The 17137-nt window shown below is 67.7% G+C and carries 15 protein-coding genes and 1 pseudogene; 8 read left to right on the top strand and 8 right to left on the bottom strand.

Going from position 1 to position 17137, the window contains the following annotated elements:
• Positions 1-14: 14 nt before the first annotated feature.
• From TA3x_RS25320 to TA3x_RS25310, 3 genes and pseudogenes are all read left to right on the top strand, one after another.
• Positions 15-1172, top strand: a pseudogene (locus tag TA3x_RS25320) (IS256 family transposase); the annotation flags it as partial.
• 522 nt (positions 1173-1694) lie between these two features.
• Positions 1695-2111: a methionine-R-sulfoxide reductase gene (locus TA3x_RS25315; RefSeq protein WP_435017454.1), complete on the top strand. Its 417-nt coding sequence runs from the start codon at positions 1695-1697 to the stop codon at positions 2109-2111.
• Positions 2112-2301: 190 nt separating this feature from the next.
• Positions 2302-3756 carry a serine hydrolase domain-containing protein gene (locus TA3x_RS25310; protein ID WP_435017453.1) on the top strand — a complete coding sequence of 485 codons (1455 nt, stop codon included), beginning with the start codon at positions 2302-2304 and terminating at the stop codon, positions 3754-3756.
• Between the two features lie 103 nt (positions 3757-3859).
• Here TA3x_RS25310 and TA3x_RS25305 read toward each other — a convergent pair whose 3' ends face one another.
• Positions 3860-4456 (bottom strand): chalcone isomerase family protein, encoded by a 597-nt coding sequence (locus tag TA3x_RS25305; protein ID WP_435017452.1) that lies wholly within the window; start codon positions 4454-4456, stop codon positions 3860-3862.
• 695 nt (positions 4457-5151) lie between these two features.
• Between TA3x_RS25305 and TA3x_RS25300 the strand changes: the two genes are divergently transcribed.
• Positions 5152-6045, top strand: coding sequence for a nucleotidyltransferase domain-containing protein (locus TA3x_RS25300; RefSeq protein ID WP_435022438.1), 894 nt, complete (start codon positions 5152-5154; stop codon positions 6043-6045).
• Positions 6046-6070: 25 nt separating this feature from the next.
• On the opposite strand, the gene TA3x_RS25295 is transcribed toward TA3x_RS25300, so the two are convergent.
• Positions 6071-6277, bottom strand: a complete 207-nt coding sequence (locus TA3x_RS25295; protein WP_435017451.1) for a hypothetical protein — start codon at positions 6275-6277, stop codon at positions 6071-6073.
• A gap of 204 nt (positions 6278-6481) precedes the next feature.
• Complete coding sequence (locus TA3x_RS25290; protein WP_435017450.1) at positions 6482-8182, bottom strand: ABC transporter permease subunit; 1701 nt, start codon at positions 8180-8182, stop codon at positions 6482-6484.
• Between the two features lie 27 nt (positions 8183-8209).
• On the opposite strand from TA3x_RS25290, the gene TA3x_RS25285 reads away from it, so the two are divergent.
• A complete protein-coding gene (locus TA3x_RS25285) occupies positions 8210-8482 on the top strand; it encodes a hypothetical protein (protein ID WP_435017449.1) in 273 nt (90 codons plus the stop codon).
• Between the two features lie 486 nt (positions 8483-8968).
• Entirely contained in the window at positions 8969-10666 is a 1698-nt protein-coding gene (locus TA3x_RS25280; protein WP_435017448.1) for an alkaline phosphatase family protein, read from the top strand.
• A 56-nt stretch (positions 10667-10722) separates the two neighbouring features.
• Here the strand turns inward: TA3x_RS25280 and TA3x_RS25275 are convergent, their stop codons facing one another.
• Positions 10723-11466, bottom strand: coding sequence for a peptidase (locus TA3x_RS25275; protein WP_435022436.1), 744 nt, complete (start codon positions 11464-11466; stop codon positions 10723-10725).
• Between the two features lie 219 nt (positions 11467-11685).
• Here TA3x_RS25275 and TA3x_RS25270 point away from each other — a divergent pair, with 219 nt between their 5' ends.
• The gene (locus TA3x_RS25270; RefSeq protein ID WP_435017447.1) at positions 11686-12513 is read left to right on the top strand and encodes a transglutaminase-like domain-containing protein; all 828 of its coding nucleotides are present in this window, start codon (positions 11686-11688) and stop codon (positions 12511-12513) included.
• A 52-nt stretch (positions 12514-12565) separates the two neighbouring features.
• On the opposite strand, the gene TA3x_RS25265 is transcribed toward TA3x_RS25270, so the two are convergent.
• From TA3x_RS25265 to TA3x_RS25255, 3 genes are read right to left on the bottom strand one after another with little or no spacing between them, the layout of a single operon-like run.
• Entirely contained in the window at positions 12566-13573 is a 1008-nt protein-coding gene (locus TA3x_RS25265; RefSeq protein WP_435017446.1) for a transglutaminase family protein, read from the bottom strand.
• Between the two features lie 45 nt (positions 13574-13618).
• The gene (locus TA3x_RS25260; protein WP_435017445.1) at positions 13619-14584 is read right to left on the bottom strand and encodes an alpha-E domain-containing protein; all 966 of its coding nucleotides are present in this window, start codon (positions 14582-14584) and stop codon (positions 13619-13621) included.
• Between the two features lies 1 nt (position 14585).
• Complete coding sequence (locus tag TA3x_RS25255) at positions 14586-16094, bottom strand: circularly permuted type 2 ATP-grasp protein (protein WP_435017444.1); 1509 nt, start codon at positions 16092-16094, stop codon at positions 14586-14588.
• A 400-nt stretch (positions 16095-16494) separates the two neighbouring features.
• Here TA3x_RS25255 and TA3x_RS25250 point away from each other — a divergent pair, with 400 nt between their 5' ends.
• Positions 16495-16743 (top strand): hypothetical protein, encoded by a 249-nt coding sequence (locus TA3x_RS25250; RefSeq protein ID WP_435017443.1) that lies wholly within the window; start codon positions 16495-16497, stop codon positions 16741-16743.
• Positions 16744-16753: 10 nt separating this feature from the next.
• On the opposite strand, the gene TA3x_RS25245 is transcribed toward TA3x_RS25250, so the two are convergent.
• Positions 16754-16999 carry a hypothetical protein gene (locus tag TA3x_RS25245; RefSeq protein ID WP_435017442.1) on the bottom strand — a complete coding sequence of 82 codons (246 nt, stop codon included), beginning with the start codon at positions 16997-16999 and terminating at the stop codon, positions 16754-16756.
• Positions 17000-17137: the final 138 nt, after the last annotated feature.

Below are 17137 nucleotides of genomic sequence, written 5' to 3'. Positions count from 1 at the left end.
GGAGACGACCGACGATGACCCACCAGATGCAGACTACCGCCCTCGGCGAGATCGGCCAACTCCTGGCCGACCAGGGATTCGACGGCCTGGCCGACGCCCTCCGGGTGCTCCTCAACGAGGTCATGAAGTTGGAGCGAGCCGCCGTGCTCGGGGCCGGCCCGTATCAGCGGGCCGAGGGCCGCACCGGCCACGCCAACGGCTACAAGCCCAGGTCCGTCCGGACCCGGGTCGGGGCGTTGACCCTGGCCGTGCCCCAGGCCCGGGGCGTCGAGTCCTACCCCTCGGCCCTGGGGAAGGGCCTCCGCTCCGAACGGGCGTTGAAGCTGGCCCTGGCCGAGATGGACGTCCAGGGCGTCTCCACCCGCAAGGTCGCCGCCATCACCGAGAAGCTCTGCGGCCTGGAGGTCACCACCGCCCAGGTCAGCCGGGCCGCCCGGGCCCTGGACGCCGAGTTGGAGAAGTGGCGGGGCCGCCCCCTGGGTGAGACCCCGTACCTGATCCTCGATGCCCGCTACGAGAAGGTGCGCCACGGCGGCCAGGTCCGCTCGTGTGAGGTGCTGGTGGCCATCGGCATCGACCCCGAGGGGAGGCGGTCGGTGCTCGGGGTGAGCGTCTCGCCGTCCGAGGCCGAGGTCCACTGGCGGGACTTCCTGGCCTCGCTGGCGGCCCGGGGACTGCACGGGGTGAGGCTGGTGGTCAGCGACGCCCACGGCGGGCTGAAGCCGGCCCTGGACGCCCGGCTGACGGGCGTGGCGTGGCAGCGGTGCCAGTCCCACCCGATCAAGAATGCCCTGGCCTTCGTGCCGAGGCCGGAGATGCAGGCCGAGGTGGTGGCCGACCTGCGGGCGGTCTTCGACGCCCCCGATCGGCCCGAGGCGGAGCGTCAGCTGGACCTGGCGGCGAAGATGTACCGGGCGAGTGCCCCCAAGCTGGCCGACTGGCCGGAGGCGAACGTGTCGGAGGGCCTGTCCGTCTCCGCCTTGCCCCGGGAGCATCGGCGACGGCTGAGGGCGTCGAACATGCTGGAGCGGCTCAACGAGGAGTTGAAGCGACGGACGAGGGTGGCGGGGCTGTTCCCCAACGACGCCCCGCTGCTGCGGCTGGTCAGTGCGGTGCTGATGGAAGTGAGCGACGACTGGGAGATGAACAGGAAGTATCTGACGATGGGACCGGCTTGGCCCGCCTGGCTTCAGCCCGGGAATTTACAGAAACTGTGTTGCACGATCCACCGCTGGTGCCGGACATCAACCTCGGCATTCGGCCGCTCGATGCCGGCGACCGGATTGTGGGCGGAATGCTTCGACGACACCAGCCATTTCTCGAACTCGTCGATCGCCTGCAGGGGGTGGTTTCAATTCCGAGCGCTCGGATTCTCTTTGCGTCGGGTCGCAGTGAGGGCCTCTCCAATTACTTCAGCACTTTGAAGCGAAACAGAAGTGCGGCAGGTGGCGTAGATGGAAGGGGGGCCGATCGATCGGGCGAGCCTGCGTTCCATTCCCCCGGGACTTGCGACCTCGTAGAATGCACCGCACCGTCCAGGACGCTCGACAGGAGGTGTCTGCATGCTTCCCTACGTTCGAATTCGCCGGCGTTCGGCTTTGTCCGTGATCGTCCTGGCCCTCGTCGGGTGTTCCACCGCCTCCGACACGACCACGGATCGCCCGGAGGCCGTTCTCACAACAGGAGCCCCCGAGATGCCGCCAGCCAAGGATGCCGCCCCGGAAGCCAGGTACAATCCCCTCTCCGCCGACGAGGAACGGGTCATCATCGGGAAGGGGACCGAGCGCCCGTTCACCGGCGAATACACCGACTTGAAGGATGCCGGCACTTATGTCTGCCGCCGTTGCAACGCGCCGCTCTATCGCTCCGAGGCGAAATTCGCCAGCGAATGCGGCTGGCCCAGCTTCGACGACGAGATCAAGGGGGCGGTGAAGAAGGAGACCGACAGCGACGGCCGGCGCACCGAGATCCTCTGTCAGAATTGCGGAGGACATCTCGGCCACGTCTTCATGGGGGAGGGATTCACGCCGAAGGACACGCGTCATTGCGTGAACTCCGTCTCGATGAAGTTCTACCCCGAGGGGAAGGAACTGCCCGCGGTGATCAAGTAGTCCGGGACGATCGCAAGCGGCCGAATGCTCCGATCGTCTCGGGTGCCCGAGCGGCGTTGCCGCCCCGCATCATCGCGCCGGTCGAGGTCCCATCCTGGGGTCACGCATCCGTCGATTGGCAACTTCGCGGGTGATCGGCGATGATCCCCGTTCGCTGGACGATCTCTCCATCCCTTCCGGGTACACCGTCATGCGAATGATCCTCGTCGCGACGCTCCTCGCCGTCTTCGGCGCCGGTACTCACGGTTCGGACCTTCCCCGCAGCAGCCCGGAAGCCCAGGGCGTCTCGTCCTCCGCGCTCCTGGACTTCGTCGAATCGGCCGACCGGCAGATCGACGCGATGAACAGCTTCATGCTGGTGCGTCACGGCCATGTCGTCGCGGAGGGCTGGTGGTCTCCCTACGACGCCGGGTCGCCCCACTCGCTCTATTCCCTGAGCAAGAGCTTCACCTCCACGGCGGTCGGCATCGCGATCGCCGAGGGGAAGCTCCGGCTCGACGACGAGGTGCTGAAATTCTTCCCCGAGGACGCGCCGGGCGAGCCGGGCAAGAACCTGAAGCAGATGCGGGTCAGCGACCTCCTGCGCATGTCCACCGGCCATCAGGAGGAGCCGAAACGCGCGGCGGACCGGCCGTGGACCAGGTCCTTCCTCGAACAGCCGGTCCCGTTCAAGCCCGGCACCCACTTCCTGTACAACACGAGCGGGACGTACATGCTGTCGGCGATCGTCCAGAAGGCGACGGGCATGACCTTGCTCGATTACCTCCGGCCGCGCCTGTTCGACCCGCTCGGCATCAAGGACCCGACCTGGGAGTCGAGCCCGGAAGGGATCTCCGCCGGCGGCTTCGGGCTCAGCATCCGCACCGAGGACATCGCCAAGTTCGGCCAGCTCTATCTGAACAAGGGACGATGGGACGGCAAGTCGCTCGTCCCCGCATCCTGGGTCGAGGCGGCCACCGCCCTCCAGACCTCCAACGGCAGCAATCCCATGAGCGACTGGGACCAGGGTTACGGCTACCAGTTCTGGAGGTGCCGGAACGGGGCCTATCGGGGGGATGGGGCGTTCGGCCAGTATTGCATCGTCCTGCCGGAGCAGGACGCGGTGATCGCCATCACGAGCGGCGTGAGGGGGATGCAGGACGTGCTCGACCTCGTCTGGGAGAAGCTCCTCCCGGCATTGCGGCCGGCTCCGCTGCCCGCCGACGATGCCGCCCGATCGAGGCTGGAACGGACCCTGAAGGGGCTGGCCGTTCGCCCGCAGGAGGGGACGGCCTCCCCGGGGAAGGGGATCGGCAGGAGATTCGCATTCCCTGACAACGATCAGAAATTGGAAGCGGTGACGCTGGAGGGGGATCCGACGACGCTGGTCCTGAGGGTCGCGGGGGCCGAACGGCGGATCGCCTGCGGATCGGGGGCGTGGGCGAAGGGCCGGTTCGGCTTCGGGCCGTTCCAGGAACAGCCGGCGGCGGCCAGCGGCGCCTGGACCGGGGGCGACACCTACACGGCCAAGATCTGCTTCTATGAGACGCCGTTCATCGTCACGCTCAAGCTGAAGTTCGCCGGGGAGGAGCTGCAGTTCGACGCGCAGGCGAACGTCGGCTTCGGGGCGACGAAGCAGCCACAACTCGTCGGCAAGGCCGAGTGAGCGGCGCAAGGCCCGACCTCGCCGGTCGCCCCAGCCGGCCGGGGCCGGGCGGATCGATCCCGGGCGTCGGGCCCCGGGATGAGCCTTGGCCCCGCCAGGACGATCAGCGGAGGCGGGACGAGAGGCCTTCCTTGAGGGCGACCCCGAGGTTGTTCGGGCCCAGATAGGTCCCCCAGGCCGCCTGAGCGAAGCCAACGCCCCGGATCAGCATGGTGGGCTTCTGGTTCACCTGGACGCCGAGCCCCGTGCCGGGGACGTGCGTCAGGCGGATGTGGTCGCCCTGCTTCACCGGGTTGGCGAGGAAGTGGCGTTCGAGCTGCGACAGTTCCGAGGCGAAGGCGGGGGCGGGGAAGCTCATGCCGATCGAGTCGCGGAACGCCGCGGCCATCGTCGCCCCGTCCACGTCCCGTTCGAAGATCAGGTGGAGCAGCTTCGCCGCGTCGATCTTCGCCAGCGAATCGGCGCTGCGCACCGAGACCCCTTCCTGGACGTAGCTCGCGACGGAATAGACGCGGAGCAGGTACTTCGTCCGCAGGGCGGAGCCGGTCAGGGAGAGCCGCACGCTCTTGCCGCCGATATCGGCGAAGACCGTGGCGGGGTATCCGGCGGCGCCGCTCCCGGCGGCGAACGCCTGGCGACCGCCGAACGTCCCGCCCACCAGCCCGAATGCGCCCGCCGTCAGGAATTGTCGCCTGATCATCTTCCATCTCCCTTAAATCGAGACGATCGCGGAGATCGTCGGGCCGCTCGGCCTGGCGGCGAAGCCCGAGATCCGCGCGTTCTTCACCATTGGAACGCCTGGGGCGCCGTTCGCCCGCTCACGCAACCCCGGCTGATGTCGCCCGGCGGAAATTCTCGGACGCCAGGGCGGATCCCCTGCCGTCTCTCGGCCCGGTGAAGTCCATGGCGCGATCGGTGCGGACGATCGGCCCGGCCCGGCAGGGCCTCTCCAACTGGTGTTCTCGGTCGATTGACGTGGTCATGGCGGTTTCCTGGGCGTCGTGAATTTCCCGCAGACTCCGGTTCCACGGGCATCTCCGCCCACCCGACGACCTCGTCGGCCCCGTCCTCGCCGCGTCGACGACCTCGGTCGGGTCTCCTTAGTACTTCGGATACCCGCGCCTCCGACGTCACCCCCGGCCAAAGATCGGGTGCATCGCCTCCTTCTCCGGAGGACTCCATACTTATCGGATCGCGGCCCTCGTTCTCATCAGTACAACTGGCATTCGATGAATCATCGGACCGAGGGCCGCCACCGGGAGTGATGTCGCCGGGGGCCGTCTCCGGTCAAGCAACTCGCGGATCGTGACCGAGATGCAGCGAACCGGATGGGCTTCCGGTGTATCTTGATCCCAGAGAAGAACGCCCCCGGGGGAGTGGCCCGCCGTGAGTACGATGCAACGCCTGACCGATCGGGGCCTGATCAAACCGCCCCGCTGGCTCCCCGGCAACGTCCAGTATGAGACGATCATGGGCTCGGTCGCCTACGGCGTCTCGTCGGACACCAGCGACGTGGACGTCTACGGTTGGGCCATCCCGGCGAAGGAGGATATCTTCCCCCACCTCCGGGGCGAGATCGTCGGGTTCGGCAAGCCGGCCCGGCGGTTCGAGCAGTTTCAGGAGCACCACGTCGAGGATCGCGACGCGCTGGCCGGGCACGGCCGGACGTACGACCTGACGATCTTCGGGATCGTCAAGTTCTTCGCCCTGGCGATGGAGAACAACCCGAACATCATCGACTCCCTGTTCACCCCCGCCACCTGCGTCCTGCACAGCACGAGGGTCGGCAACCTCGTCCGGGAAAATCGCAGGCTGTTTCTGCACAAGGGGGCCTGGCCCAAGTTCAAGGGGTACGCCTATTCGCAGCTGCACAAGATGGCCAGCAAGCAGCCCCTGGGCAAGCGGGCCGAGCTGGTCGCCGAGCACGGCTACGACACCAAGTTCGGCTACCACGTCGTCCGGCTCATCGGCGAGGTGGAACAGATCCTCATGGAAGGCGACATCGATCTTCAGCGCAACAACGATCAGCTCAAGGCGATCCGCCGGGGCGAGTGGACCGAGGATCGGCTTCGCCGGTGGTTCGCCGACAAGGAATCGCAACTGGAGCGCCTGTATGCCGAAAGTTCGCTGAGGGCCGTGCCGGACGAGGCGCGGATCCGGGAACTTCTCCTGGCCGCGATCGAAGACCATTATGGTTCGCTGGAGGGGTGCATCGTGGAGCCCGACCGGGCGGTGGTCGCGCTCCGGAACATCCAGGCGGAGTTGGACCGGGTGAAGGACCTGATCTGAACCGGCCCTCCCCGACGCCCGCCTCCTACCGGATCAAGGCCCCTTCGACGATGGTCCGCCCGGCCACGGCCTGGGTGGCCTCGATTTGGTGGGCGGACCGCCGTTGCGAGGGGGTCGGCATCTTGTGGGTCCTCGGGGTCGAGGGATCCGGCACCGGGGATCGCTTCACGCCCGAGGATCCGGCGCAACCGACCAGAGAGAGGGAGAACGCGACGACCAGGAGGGTCCGCATGGCAATGCCCCGACGGGCCAGGCCGGCCCCGCATCCTCGGGCCGACGAGGCAGGATTCGACGCGAGAATCACCGCCGCGTCGTTTGCATCACAGCCGCAATCCTCGCGCCGGATCGGCTCTTCCCGCGTGCCCACGGGCGTCGATCGATCGGGATGATCGCTGCTCCCCTCATGATCGGGAGAAAGGGTCGAGGGGGGACGATGTCAGCCCGATGCACCCGGCCGGGCGGGGTGCGGGCATCGCCAGGGCCGCCCCACCGCCCGATCGAAATCGCGGGACGCGGCCCTCGTCAGCAGCAGGGCGGCGATGCCACAGGCGGTCATGATGGCGACCCAGGACCCCGCGACGATCCAGGGGCCGAGCGGATCGTGGACGCCCATCGAGGCGAGCATCGGCGGCACGCCCTTCCGGGCTGCCGTGGCCAAATCTTCGCGGGAGAGTGGCGCGGCCCAGAACTGATATGGGATCGAAACGCCTGCCAGGAGGAGTTCGGCGAGGCCCGGTCGGCGGAAGGGGAGCAGGCCGAGCAGCGAGGTTAACATCACCGGCAACAGGGCCATCCCGGTCGCCTCGTTGCGGTTCCGGCCCCACAACGACGATGCCATCCCCATGGCGGCCAGGAACCAGGTCGAGACCACCAGGGTGATCAGCGAGGCCAGGAAGCCCAGCGGGTGGATCGAGCCCAGGACGAGCCCCATGGTCCACAAGGCCAGCAGGTAGTAAGCGAGCGACCGGGCCCTGAGGAAGGCGCCGATCATCTTGGCGCGGAGGATCTCCCGCCCCGAGAGCGGCGTGGCGAGAAGCCCCGGCCAGGTGTCCCGCTCCCGCTCGTTCACGATGCTCTCGGCGGCGGTCCCGGCGACCACGAGCACGTAGACGAAACCGATGATGGCGGTCGCCTGCCTCAGGACGATGTTGAATTCGAGGCGAGCCTGGCCCGGCGCCGTCCCCGAGGGAACCCGCGAGAATTTGCCGACCAGGGCCCGGGCCACGGGATGGATGTCGGGCAGGGACGGGTTTCCGGCGGCATAGCCGTCCCGGATCAGTTCGGCGAAGGCCGGGATCGCGAACCACGAGAGGACGTACCCAACCAGCCCGAGCCACACCGCATTGAGCGCGAAGCCCAGGGCCAGCAAGGGGAGGCTCGCCCGGCTGGGGTGGAGTTCCAGCCAGAGCAGGGGATCATCGCTGCAGGGGGGACGCTCCCTCCACCCCCGGCGAAACCGGGACCGAGACCGGTTCCGGCCCTGGGCATCATGGATCGCCCGCGACGCGGGGCGAAGCCGGAGGATCGCCCACGCGATGAACGCCGCCGAGGCGGCCGACTGGTAGGCGATCATCCTCGCGATCGACCCGACCAGGGGCCCCCGGGGGAGGAGCCCGCCGAGGCCGACCATGATCCCGACCGGCGAGCTGTCCAGGAGCGGGATGGCGATCGGCGCCGTCCAGCCCGCGGAAGCCGGCCAGATCCGCGGCAGGATCAACAGGAACAAGATCGGCAGCCACAACCACGCGATTGCCAGCGCGGCCGCCCCGCTCGTGGATCGCGCGGCCGTGCGGCCGCCCGCCGACACGGCGACGGCGAGCGACGCGAGGAAGAGGGCCGTCGATGCGACCCCCGCGAGCGCGAGAAACGCCAGGCGCGGGTCGATCGCCAGGAAGAACACCAACGGGATCGCCGGCAGGACGCCGTTGGCGAACCGCAACAAACCCGAGCCCACCGCCCCCAGAATGATCTCCGCCGCCGTGATCTCCGAGGCGAGCAGGGCGTCGAGCGTCTTGCGGTCCCGTTCCACGGCGATCGTCGGGGCCACCGCGTTGATCATCAACCCCAGCACGAGGACCAGTTGGACGCCGATGGTCAGGCCGAAGACCGCCAGCGAGAACGATCGGATCCCCGCCACCGAGGATCGATCCCACCCCCAGGAATCATGGACGAGCCCGACGCCGAGGGCGATCGACCCGGCCAGGATTACGCCGAAGCAACGACCGCCGAAGAACGACCTGCGTCGGGTCGCGAGGATCAGTTCTCGCCGGAGATACGCCGCCCATCCCATGGCCCGGTCCCGGATCAGGACTTCGGTCTCGATCCGGTATTAAATCTCTCGCCGCCGGGCGACGCAATCGGATTCGCGCCCGATCGCAGGGCAACCGACGGCCATGCTCAAGGAGAGCAGGTCAGAGTACCGATCGATTTGAGATGATGAATCGATGCGTTAGGTTGGGGTGAGCCATTTCGATCTTGCAATGAAAAAGCCCGGCCCCCCCCGAGGGAGCCGGGCACAGCCAGGGAGAACGACGCTTGCTCATGAATCCAAGTGTCTGGGTCGGGCCCCGACCCTTCGGGGAGGTGTCGTCGCCGGGCCTGATGTTGAGGGGATAAAGCAGGAGCCATGCCATCAAGGAAAACCTCCCCGTCGACTTCGCCCTGTTTCGGCCTAAGTGATGAGAAATTCATGGGATGGAGCTCCTTCTCGCGGAAAATTCGACCGGGCGGAGGCTCGGGCCGAAGTTGGGCTTTGCCAGCATTTCGATCATCCTTGACGCCGAAATGGGCGATGATTGAGTTGACACCAAAAGGCCGGGCGTTTGTCGCGGCGTTTGCCGATCGTTAAAATGGTGGCATCGCGGCAAGGCGGATGGGGAAGGTTCTCAAATCATCGCGCCCGGCGGGCGAGTTGGGACTATCGATGAAGGTGTTTGTGCTCGGCCTGGACGGGGCGACCTGGGATGTCATCGGCCCGTTGAGCCGGTCGGGCGACATGCCGAACCTGGCGAGGCTGATCGGCCACGGTGCGTCGGGTACGCTGGGATCGGTCTTCCCGCCGCTCAGCCCGGTCGCCTGGACCGGGGTGATGACCGGCAAGAACTCGGGGAAGCACGGCGTCTTCGAGTTCCTCGAATACGGCCACGACCCGCTCCACGGGCGGGTCAACTCGTCGCGGTCGATCCAGTCCGATCTGGTGTGGGAGATCGCGGCCCGCCACGGCAAGACGACCGTCGCCGGCGGCGTCCCGATGAGCTACCCCCATCGCAAGGGGCCCGGGTTCTTCCTCGGGGACTTCCTCAGCCCCCCCGATGCCGCCGACTTCGCCAGCGATAAGGCGATCTTCGCCGAATTGGAGCAGCACGTCGGGCCGTATCGCCCCTGGTCGACGGCGGTCCATGACGGGGGGAGGGAGCCGCAGGCGCTCGCCGAGTTGCAGGGCTTCCTGGAACATCACCTCAAATCCGTCCAGTTCCTCATGAAGAGGTGCCCCTGGGACCTGTTCATGTACGACCTGATGGCCACCGACCGCGCCCAGCACGAGCTGTGGCACGTCTGGGAGCCGGAGCACCGGGCCGCCAAGGGACGCGACCTCTCGAAGCTCCGCGAGGGCTACGTTCAATTCTGGAGGACGCTGGACCAGGGGGTTGGGGAGATCGAGGCGGCGCTGCCGCCCGACACCACCCTCATCCTGATGAGCGACCACGGTTTCGGCCCGATCGAGTGGTTCGTCAACTTCAACGTTTGGCTGCTCGGGCGGGGCGACCTGGCCCTCCAGGACTCGTTCTACGTCAAGCAGAAGAAGTGGTTCTACGATCGCGGCGCCACGCCCGAGGCGATCTACAACCTGATGGTCAAGCTCGGCCTGGCCGAGCAGCGGGTCGGGCGGTTCCGGGGCAAGCAGACCGGCCCCCTGGAGCGGCTGGCGGAATCGGCCTTCCTGTCCCGGCGGCACATCGACTGGTCGAAGACCAAGGCCTATTCCCAGGGGAACTTCGGCCAGATCTTCGTCAATCAGAAGGGCCGCCAGCCGCAGGGTTGCGTCGCCCCCGAGGATGTCCGGCCCTATCTCGATGACCTCAAGGCCGGCCTGCTCGCCATCCCGCACCCGGAGACCGGGGAACCGCTGGTGGAGCGGGTCGTCGAGCGCGAGGAGATCTACGACGGGCCGCATGCCCACCTCGCCCCCGACCTGACCGTGGTCCTGAAGGACTGGCGGTATCGGACCATCGGCCTGCACGATTTCACCACCAACAAGCTGATCTCGCCCGCCTTCGGGCCCACAGGAGACCATCGCATGGAAGGCGTCATGATCGCGACCGGCCGCGCCATCAAGCCGGGGGCCGAGCCCGCCGGGGCGACCCTGCTGGATATCGCCCCGACCGTCCTCCACCTGCTCGGAGTGCCGGTCCCGGCCGACATGGACGGGCGGGTGCTCTCCGAATTGATCAACTCGGACGAGGCCCCGGCCCCCGAATCCAGGCCCGAGGAGAAGGGCGAGCCGGGGCAGGGGGATCAGCCCCCCGCGTCGCCCCCGCAGGACGACGCGGACGATGCGGCCTACACCGAGGAAGAGGACGCCGCCATCCAGCAGCGGCTGGCCGACCTCGGCTATCTCTGAGCGGAGGCGGGCCGAACGGCGATCGAAGTCGACGCCCTCGGCCCGCGGCCCGTTCGTCAGGCCTCCTCGCCCCGGGCGTCGAAGCGGACCGGCGGGAGTTCCTGGACGGCCCGGCGGAGCGCCTGCTCCCACTGCTCGTGGACGGCCAGGAGGTCGGGGTCCTTGGAGGCGAAACGCCGATAGCGGTCGATCCTCAGATCGTCCTTCCGGTAGACGAGGAGGTCGATCGGCGGCCCGACCGTGACGTTGGAGCGGATCGTCGAGTCGAGCGAGATCATCGCATATCGCGCCGCATCCTCCAGGCTCGTGCGGTCGTAGCGGATGCCGCGATCGAGGATCGGGCGGCCGTACTTGCATTCGCCGATCTGGAGATATGGGGAATCCTCCGTCGACTGGAGGGGATTCCCCTGGGGGTAGATCATGTACAGGTCATGATCCTCCCCCTTGATCTGCCCGGCCAGGATCAGGTGGACGTTGAACTTGTAGTCGTCCTGCTCCAGGGCGGGGCGATCGATTGCCGAGACCCGGCGGACCTGGTCGCCGACGACGCGGGCGGCATCGTAGAGCGAGCCCGCCGTGGCCAGGCCTATGCCCGCATCGAAGTCGCGGCGGAGCAGGGTGATGACCGACTGGGAGCAGGACAGGCTGCCGCTGACCAGGAGGATGAACACCCGCTCCCCCGGGATCACGAAGGTGTGCATCTTGCGACAGACGTTCACCTGGTCGTAACCGGCGTTCGTCCGGGAATCGGAGGCCATGACCAGCCCCTCTCGCGTCTTGATGCCCACGCAATACGTCATCTTGATCACCACCTTCAATCGACCGACAGTCGCCCGAAACCCGGCCCCTGGCCCGGCTTTCCTCCCGGCGGTGATAACATGCCGAGCCTCTCCGACGCAAGCGATTGGCCGGCCCGCGGTTCTCGCGTGGACCGGCGTTGACAAGCCAAACGTCGTTTATACTATCCTATCAACAACGATGTCCCCAGCCAGGGACGGAACGCGACCGGTGGGGGTTGGATGCTGATCCAAGTCGGCTATGAGATGATCTTCGAAGTGCCGTCCCCGGCACCCATGGTCCTGATGCTCGCGACGCACCCCGATCGCGACGCCTCGATCCGCAGGCCCGGCAAGCTTCGGGTCGAGCCGGACATCCCGGTCCATGAATATATGGACGGCTTCGGCAACCGATGCGCGAGGATCCTCGCCCCTCCCGGTCGCCTCCGCCTCTCCGACGACCTCATCGTCGAGGATAGCGGCCTGCCCGATGCCCTGGTCACCGACGAAGTGCAGCATCCCGTCCAGGATCTGCCCGACGACGTCCTGGTCTACCTGCTGGGCAGTCGCTATTGCGAGGTCGACAAGCTCTCCGACATCGCCTGGTCGCTGTTCGGCCACACGCCCGAAGGGGGCCGGCGGGCCCACGCCATCTGCGACTGGGTCCACAACCACGTCACGTTCGGCTACAAGTACGCCCGGCCGACCAAGACGGCCTACGATGTCTACGTGGAGAAGCAGGGCGTCTGCCGCGACTTCACGCACCTGGCGCTCACCTTCTGCCGCTGCATGAACATCCCGGCTCGTTACACGACCGGCTATCTCGGCGACATCGGCGTCCCGCTCTCGCCCGACCCGATGGACTTCAGCGGCTGGTTCGAGGTCTATCTCGGCGGCCGGTGGCGCACGATGGATGCCCGCCACAACAAGCCCCGCATCGGCCGGATCGTGATGGCCCGAGGGCGCGACGCGGTCGACGTGGCCCTCACCACCTCGTTCGGCTCGGCCCGCCTCGACAAGTTCGTCGTCTGGTCCGACGAGGTCGAGTCGGACCCGGGGCCGAGGAACTGAGATCCGCATCCGCCCGCCGGCCCGAGGCAGGATCCTCGGGCGGTGGGCCGGGTTATTGCTGCTGCTCGCCCTGCTGCTGATGCAGGCCGGTGGATCGGCCGCGTTGGTCGGGGTAGGCATACCGGCCCATCCTCTGGGATTGGGACATGCTCCCCATCCTCTGGGATTGGGACATGCCGTTGCCCTGGCGGCCGTTCTGCAGCCCCCACTCGTTCCACTCCATCGGCACGCGATCGACGGGCTCGACCTTCACGGTCACCGAGATGGTCTCCTCGGCCTTGCCCTTCCAGAGCCCCCGATTGGGCGGGACGTCCGAATAGTCCCGCCCGGTCGCGATCACGACGTGGTCGTCGGCCACGACCTTCCGCGTGGTCGGGTCGACGTCGACCCAGCCGGCCCGCTCGCCGGCCCAGACCTGGCACCAGGCATGGGTGGCGATCTCGCCGGGGTGGTTGACGTAGCCGCTGACGTAGCGGGCCGGGATGCCCAGGCCGCGGCAGGCGCCCACGAACAGGTGGGAGAAATCCTGGCACACCCCCCGGCCCAGTTCCAGGGCCTCGTGGACGGTGGTCCGGGACTTCGTGACCTTGGACTCGAACTTGAGCCGGGAGTGGACCTCGTCCATCACCGCCTGGACGAGTTGCTGGAGCGACCCGGCCCGGTCCGGACGGGGGAGGCTCGCCACGAAGCCGTCGAGCGCCTCGGAGCGGGGGATCAGCGGGCTGGGCGCGAGGAACTCCAGCACCTCGATGGCGTCGGGCCCGTCGATCGTCGGGACCGGGGCATCGAGCCGGGCCATGCCGGGACGGCGATGGGTCCGGACGTAGCTGGTGGCGTGGATCGTGAGGTCGAGATACGGCTTGGCGATGTTGAACAGGTCGACCCGGTTGCCCAGCCCGTCGCGGTAGGAGGTCACCGGCGCCTGGGGGGAGGTGCGGAGCCGATACGCCAGGGTCGTCTGGTCCTCGTCGGTGGTCGAGCCCATCCGGACCTCGAAGACGGTCTCGGACACCGGCGCCGAATAGGTGAACTTGGTCTCGTGATTGATCCGGAGCAGCATGGCAGCCTCGTGGGAATGTCGGCGGGTGGCCGCGGATGCTCGTGGTCAGTTGAGGAAGTACGCCTGATGGATCTCGTCGCCGATCCGGTTGCAGGCGGCCTGGATGCCGGTGAGGAACGAGCCGAGGCCGCGCGCGAAGATCTCCTCGACGTCGATGTATCGCAGGTCGCTGTCGAGCCGGCCGAGGTGCCGTTCCGCCTCGGAGCGATCCTCATCCTCGTCGCCCCCGGCGATTTCCCGCAGGGATTCCACGCATCGGGTCACGCAGAACCGCATGGCCCGGGGGAAGTCGGGATCGAGGACGAGATAGCGGACCACCCCTTCGGGATCGACCCGGTCGTGATGCTCGCGGAGGTACGCCTCGTGGGCCGAGCAACTCCGGAGCACGCTCGCCCAGTGGACCACGCCCAGCGGGGGCCCGGCGGCCCTGGGGTTGGTGAGCAGGCCGTGGAGCCGCACGTTCAGGATCCGGCTGACCTGGTTGACCCGCTCCAGGTATCGGCCCAGCTGGAGGAAATGGAAGCATTCGGTCCGGGGCAGGGTGCCGTCGACCAGCCCGTCGAAGAGGATGCAGGACCGCTTGATCCCGTCGAAGAACCGCGAGGGGCTCGCGGCGAACCGCCGCTGGGCGCGGGGGCTGTTCACGTAGAGGTAGAGCTTGTTGACCTGGCTCCAGACCTCGCCGCTGAGCGTTTCCTGGGTGCCCCGGGCGTTCTCGCGGGCGCGGGCGAGCATCGACAGGATCGAGTGGTTGTTCTGCCGCTCGAAGGTCAGGTGGCGAAGCACCGATTCGCGGGGCATCCGGCCGGTGCCGTGGATCCGCTCGTACGAATCCCGACACGCCAGGATCGTCAGCACGCTCTCGATCGGCCCCTGGCCCTCGACGTCCCCGGTCAGCCCCGAGGCGTCCAGTTCCAGGTGGAAGCCGGCGTCGAGGAGGCGGGCGACGTTCTCGGCCCTTTCGACGTAGCGGGCGATCCAGTACAGGTTTTCGGCGACGCGACTGAGCATGTCAGTCGCCTCCTGCACGGGGTGAGGCCACCGCCGAGGGGGCGGGCGGGGCCCCCCGGAGGACCCATGTATCCTTGGTGCCGCCCCCCTGCGAACTGTTCACCACCAGGCTCCCCTTGGGCAACGCGACCCGGGTCAGCCCCCCGGCCAGCACCTTGATCTCCTCGCCGTACAGGATGAAGGGCCGGAGGTCGACGTGCCGGCCTTCCAGGTGGTTGTCGACGTAGGTGGGATGCTGGCTGAGGGCGATGGTCGGCTGGGCGATGAACCCGCGCGGGTTCGCCTCGATCTTGCGGGCGAACTCGTCGCGCTGCTCGGCCGTCGAGGCCGGGCCGATGAGCATCCCGTACCCCCCCGAGCCGTCGACCGCCTTGACCACCAGCTTGTCGAGGTTCGCCAGGATGTGCTGGCGGTGCGACGGGATGGTGGCCTGATAGGTCTCCACGTTGGGCAGGATCGGATCCTCGTCGAGGTAGTATTTGATGATGTTGGGCACGTATGGATAAATCCCCTTGTCGTCGGCCACGCCCGTCCCCAGGGCGTTGGCCAGGCCGATCTGCCCGGATCGGTGGGCGGCGATCAGGCCGGCGACGCCGAGCTTGCTGTCGCGCCGGAACGTGAGGGGATCGAGGAAGTCGTCGTCGACCCGTCGGTAGATCACGTCGACCCGCATCGGGCCCCGGGTCGTCCGCATGAAGATCTGGCCGCCGTCGAAGAACAGGTCACGCCCCTCGACCAGTTCCACGCCCATCTGCCGCGCCAGGAAGCCGTGCTCGTAGTAGGCCGAGTTGTAGACCCCCGGCGTGAGCACCACGATGGTCGGGTCGTCGTTGCCCGGCGGGGCGATGTAGCGGAGCATCGCCGCCAGGTTCGTCGCATAGTCGTCGACCGACCGGACGTTGTACTGCTCGAACATGGCCGGGAAGGCCTGCTTCATCACCTGGCGATTCTTCAGGACGTAGCTCACCCCGGAGGGGGTCCGCCCGTTATCCTCCAGCACCAGGTACTCGCCGGTCCCGTCGCGGATCAGGTCGATGCCCGAGATGTGGATGTAGATGTCCTTCGGCACCCGGAGCCCGACGCACTCCCGCTGGTAGCCCGAGGCCCCCAGGACGAGGTCCGCCGGCACGACGCGGTCGCGGAGGATCTTGCGGCCGTGGTAGACGTCGTGGACGAACAGGTTCAGGGCCCGGACCCGCTGCTCCAGCCCCCGTTCGATCCGGGTCCACTCCTCGGCGGACACCACCCGGGGGACCGGGTCGAAGGGGATGATCTGCTCGACCCCCTGCTCGCGGCCGTAGACGGTGAAGGTGATCCCCTGATGCCGCATCATCAGGTCGGCCGCGCGATGGCGGTGCTCCAGCTCCTCGGCATCCATCTGGCCGAGGCGATGGTGGAGGGCGGCATAATGGGGGCGAGGGCGGCCCGGGCCAGCGAACATCTCGTCGAACCCGCCCACCGAGTAGCCGTCGAAAAGGTCGGAGCCAGCCCTGAGATGTGATGACACCATGAAGGCTCCGTCACCGGGTTGAGAGATTCCGGATCACAACGGGCGGGCGGGCCGGGGTGCCCCGCGCTCGGGCTGCGCATCCATGCCAGGGGGGAGATCGGGATGCTGCTCCGATTCCGCTCCCCACCATCCAGTGCAAACGCCGCACCAGTCTCGTATCCTGACGCGAAGGCTCGCAGATCACAAGAGTTAGCTTTCGGCTGGGATCGTGTGCTTTGTCCATCTCTGCCCACGTCCTCGGCAGGGGATGGTGCGGATGCTAGCAATCGCGGCAGCCCGCGCGAACCTCGCACCAAGGGGCATCGGTCTTCGTAGGATAGGGGGAAGGATCGATCGGCCGGGGTCCAATCATCTCGTCCGGCCGTCGAATCACCTTGCGTCCGCCGAAGGAGGTGCGACAATGCGATACTTCTTCGCCGTGGTCTGCCCCCCGCTGGCCTTCCTGTCGTGCGGCCGGTGGTTCCGTGCGGCCGTGGCTTCCGTCTTCTTCGCCCTAGCCATCGCCACGATGCACATGGGCTTGGGCGTCTTGATCGAGTTCTTCCTGATCCTCTGGGCGATCGGGTCGGTCGGGGACGAGAACGCCCGTTTGATCTCGCAGGGTTTCGTCGCGACTGTCTCGGGGCCCCAGGGACGGGGCGCCCACTGATCGTCGGAGATCAGGCGGAGGCGGGGTCGGCGATCTCGCTCCGGGGATCGATCAGGCCCCGGGCGTCGGCCCCGGCGTCCTCCGTGCCGTCCTCGGGCGTGGGGCGTTCCTGCCCGGGCGGGACGTCGGCGTCTGGTAATGCCGATCCGGTGCCATCCCCGGTCCCGAACATCTCGGGGCCGGGGGGATGCATCCTCGGATCGGCCAATCCGGACGCGGGCTCGGGGGGAGTCGAGGCGTCTTCGGGCTGCGTCATCCTGGCCTCGCTGGATTGTGCCATCGGGACCGATCGGGCCGGTGGTGCCGCTGAAGGATAAGGCAACATCGATGCCGACCGGCCCGGGCGGTGCCGTCTCCGAGCGGAAATCTGGGAGGACCAACCGCGAGCTTGCCG

Source organism: Tundrisphaera macrotermitis (assembly GCF_051175315.1).
In the GTDB taxonomy this organism is placed as follows: Bacteria; Planctomycetota; Planctomycetia; order Isosphaerales; family Isosphaeraceae; genus Tundrisphaera.
The sequence above is the reverse complement of the archived record's forward strand: the minus strand, read 5'-3'. Positions and strand labels throughout refer to the sequence as shown.

What these genes read in the sequence shown, in the direction of transcription:
- TA3x_RS25315 (WP_435017454.1), top strand. Translation starts at nt 1,695, where the DNA reads ATGCCGCCAGCCAAGGATGCCGCCCCGGAAGCCAGGTACAATCCCCTC.
- TA3x_RS25310 (WP_435017453.1), top strand. Translation starts at nt 2,302, where the DNA reads ATGCGAATGATCCTCGTCGCGACGCTCCTCGCCGTCTTCGGCGCCGGT.
- TA3x_RS25305 (WP_435017452.1), bottom strand. Translation starts at nt 4,456, where the DNA reads ATGATCAGGCGACAATTCCTGACGGCGGGCGCATTCGGGCTGGTGGGC.
- TA3x_RS25300 (WP_435022438.1), top strand. Translation starts at nt 5,152, where the DNA reads ATGCAACGCCTGACCGATCGGGGCCTGATCAAACCGCCCCGCTGGCTC.
- TA3x_RS25295 (WP_435017451.1), bottom strand. Translation starts at nt 6,277, where the DNA reads ATGCGGACCCTCCTGGTCGTCGCGTTCTCCCTCTCTCTGGTCGGTTGC.
- TA3x_RS25285 (WP_435017449.1), top strand. Translation starts at nt 8,210, where the DNA reads ATGGACGAGCCCGACGCCGAGGGCGATCGACCCGGCCAGGATTACGCC.
- TA3x_RS25280 (WP_435017448.1), top strand. Translation starts at nt 8,969, where the DNA reads ATGAAGGTGTTTGTGCTCGGCCTGGACGGGGCGACCTGGGATGTCATC.
- TA3x_RS25275 (WP_435022436.1), bottom strand. Translation starts at nt 11,466, where the DNA reads ATGACGTATTGCGTGGGCATCAAGACGCGAGAGGGGCTGGTCATGGCC.
- TA3x_RS25270 (WP_435017447.1), top strand. Translation starts at nt 11,686, where the DNA reads ATGCTGATCCAAGTCGGCTATGAGATGATCTTCGAAGTGCCGTCCCCG.
- TA3x_RS25265 (WP_435017446.1), bottom strand. Translation starts at nt 13,573, where the DNA reads ATGCTGCTCCGGATCAATCACGAGACCAAGTTCACCTATTCGGCGCCG.
- TA3x_RS25260 (WP_435017445.1), bottom strand. Translation starts at nt 14,584, where the DNA reads ATGCTCAGTCGCGTCGCCGAAAACCTGTACTGGATCGCCCGCTACGTC.
- TA3x_RS25255 (WP_435017444.1), bottom strand. Translation starts at nt 16,094, where the DNA reads ATGGTGTCATCACATCTCAGGGCTGGCTCCGACCTTTTCGACGGCTAC.
- TA3x_RS25250 (WP_435017443.1), top strand. Translation starts at nt 16,495, where the DNA reads ATGCGATACTTCTTCGCCGTGGTCTGCCCCCCGCTGGCCTTCCTGTCG.
- TA3x_RS25245 (WP_435017442.1), bottom strand. Translation starts at nt 16,999, where the DNA reads ATGACGCAGCCCGAAGACGCCTCGACTCCCCCCGAGCCCGCGTCCGGA.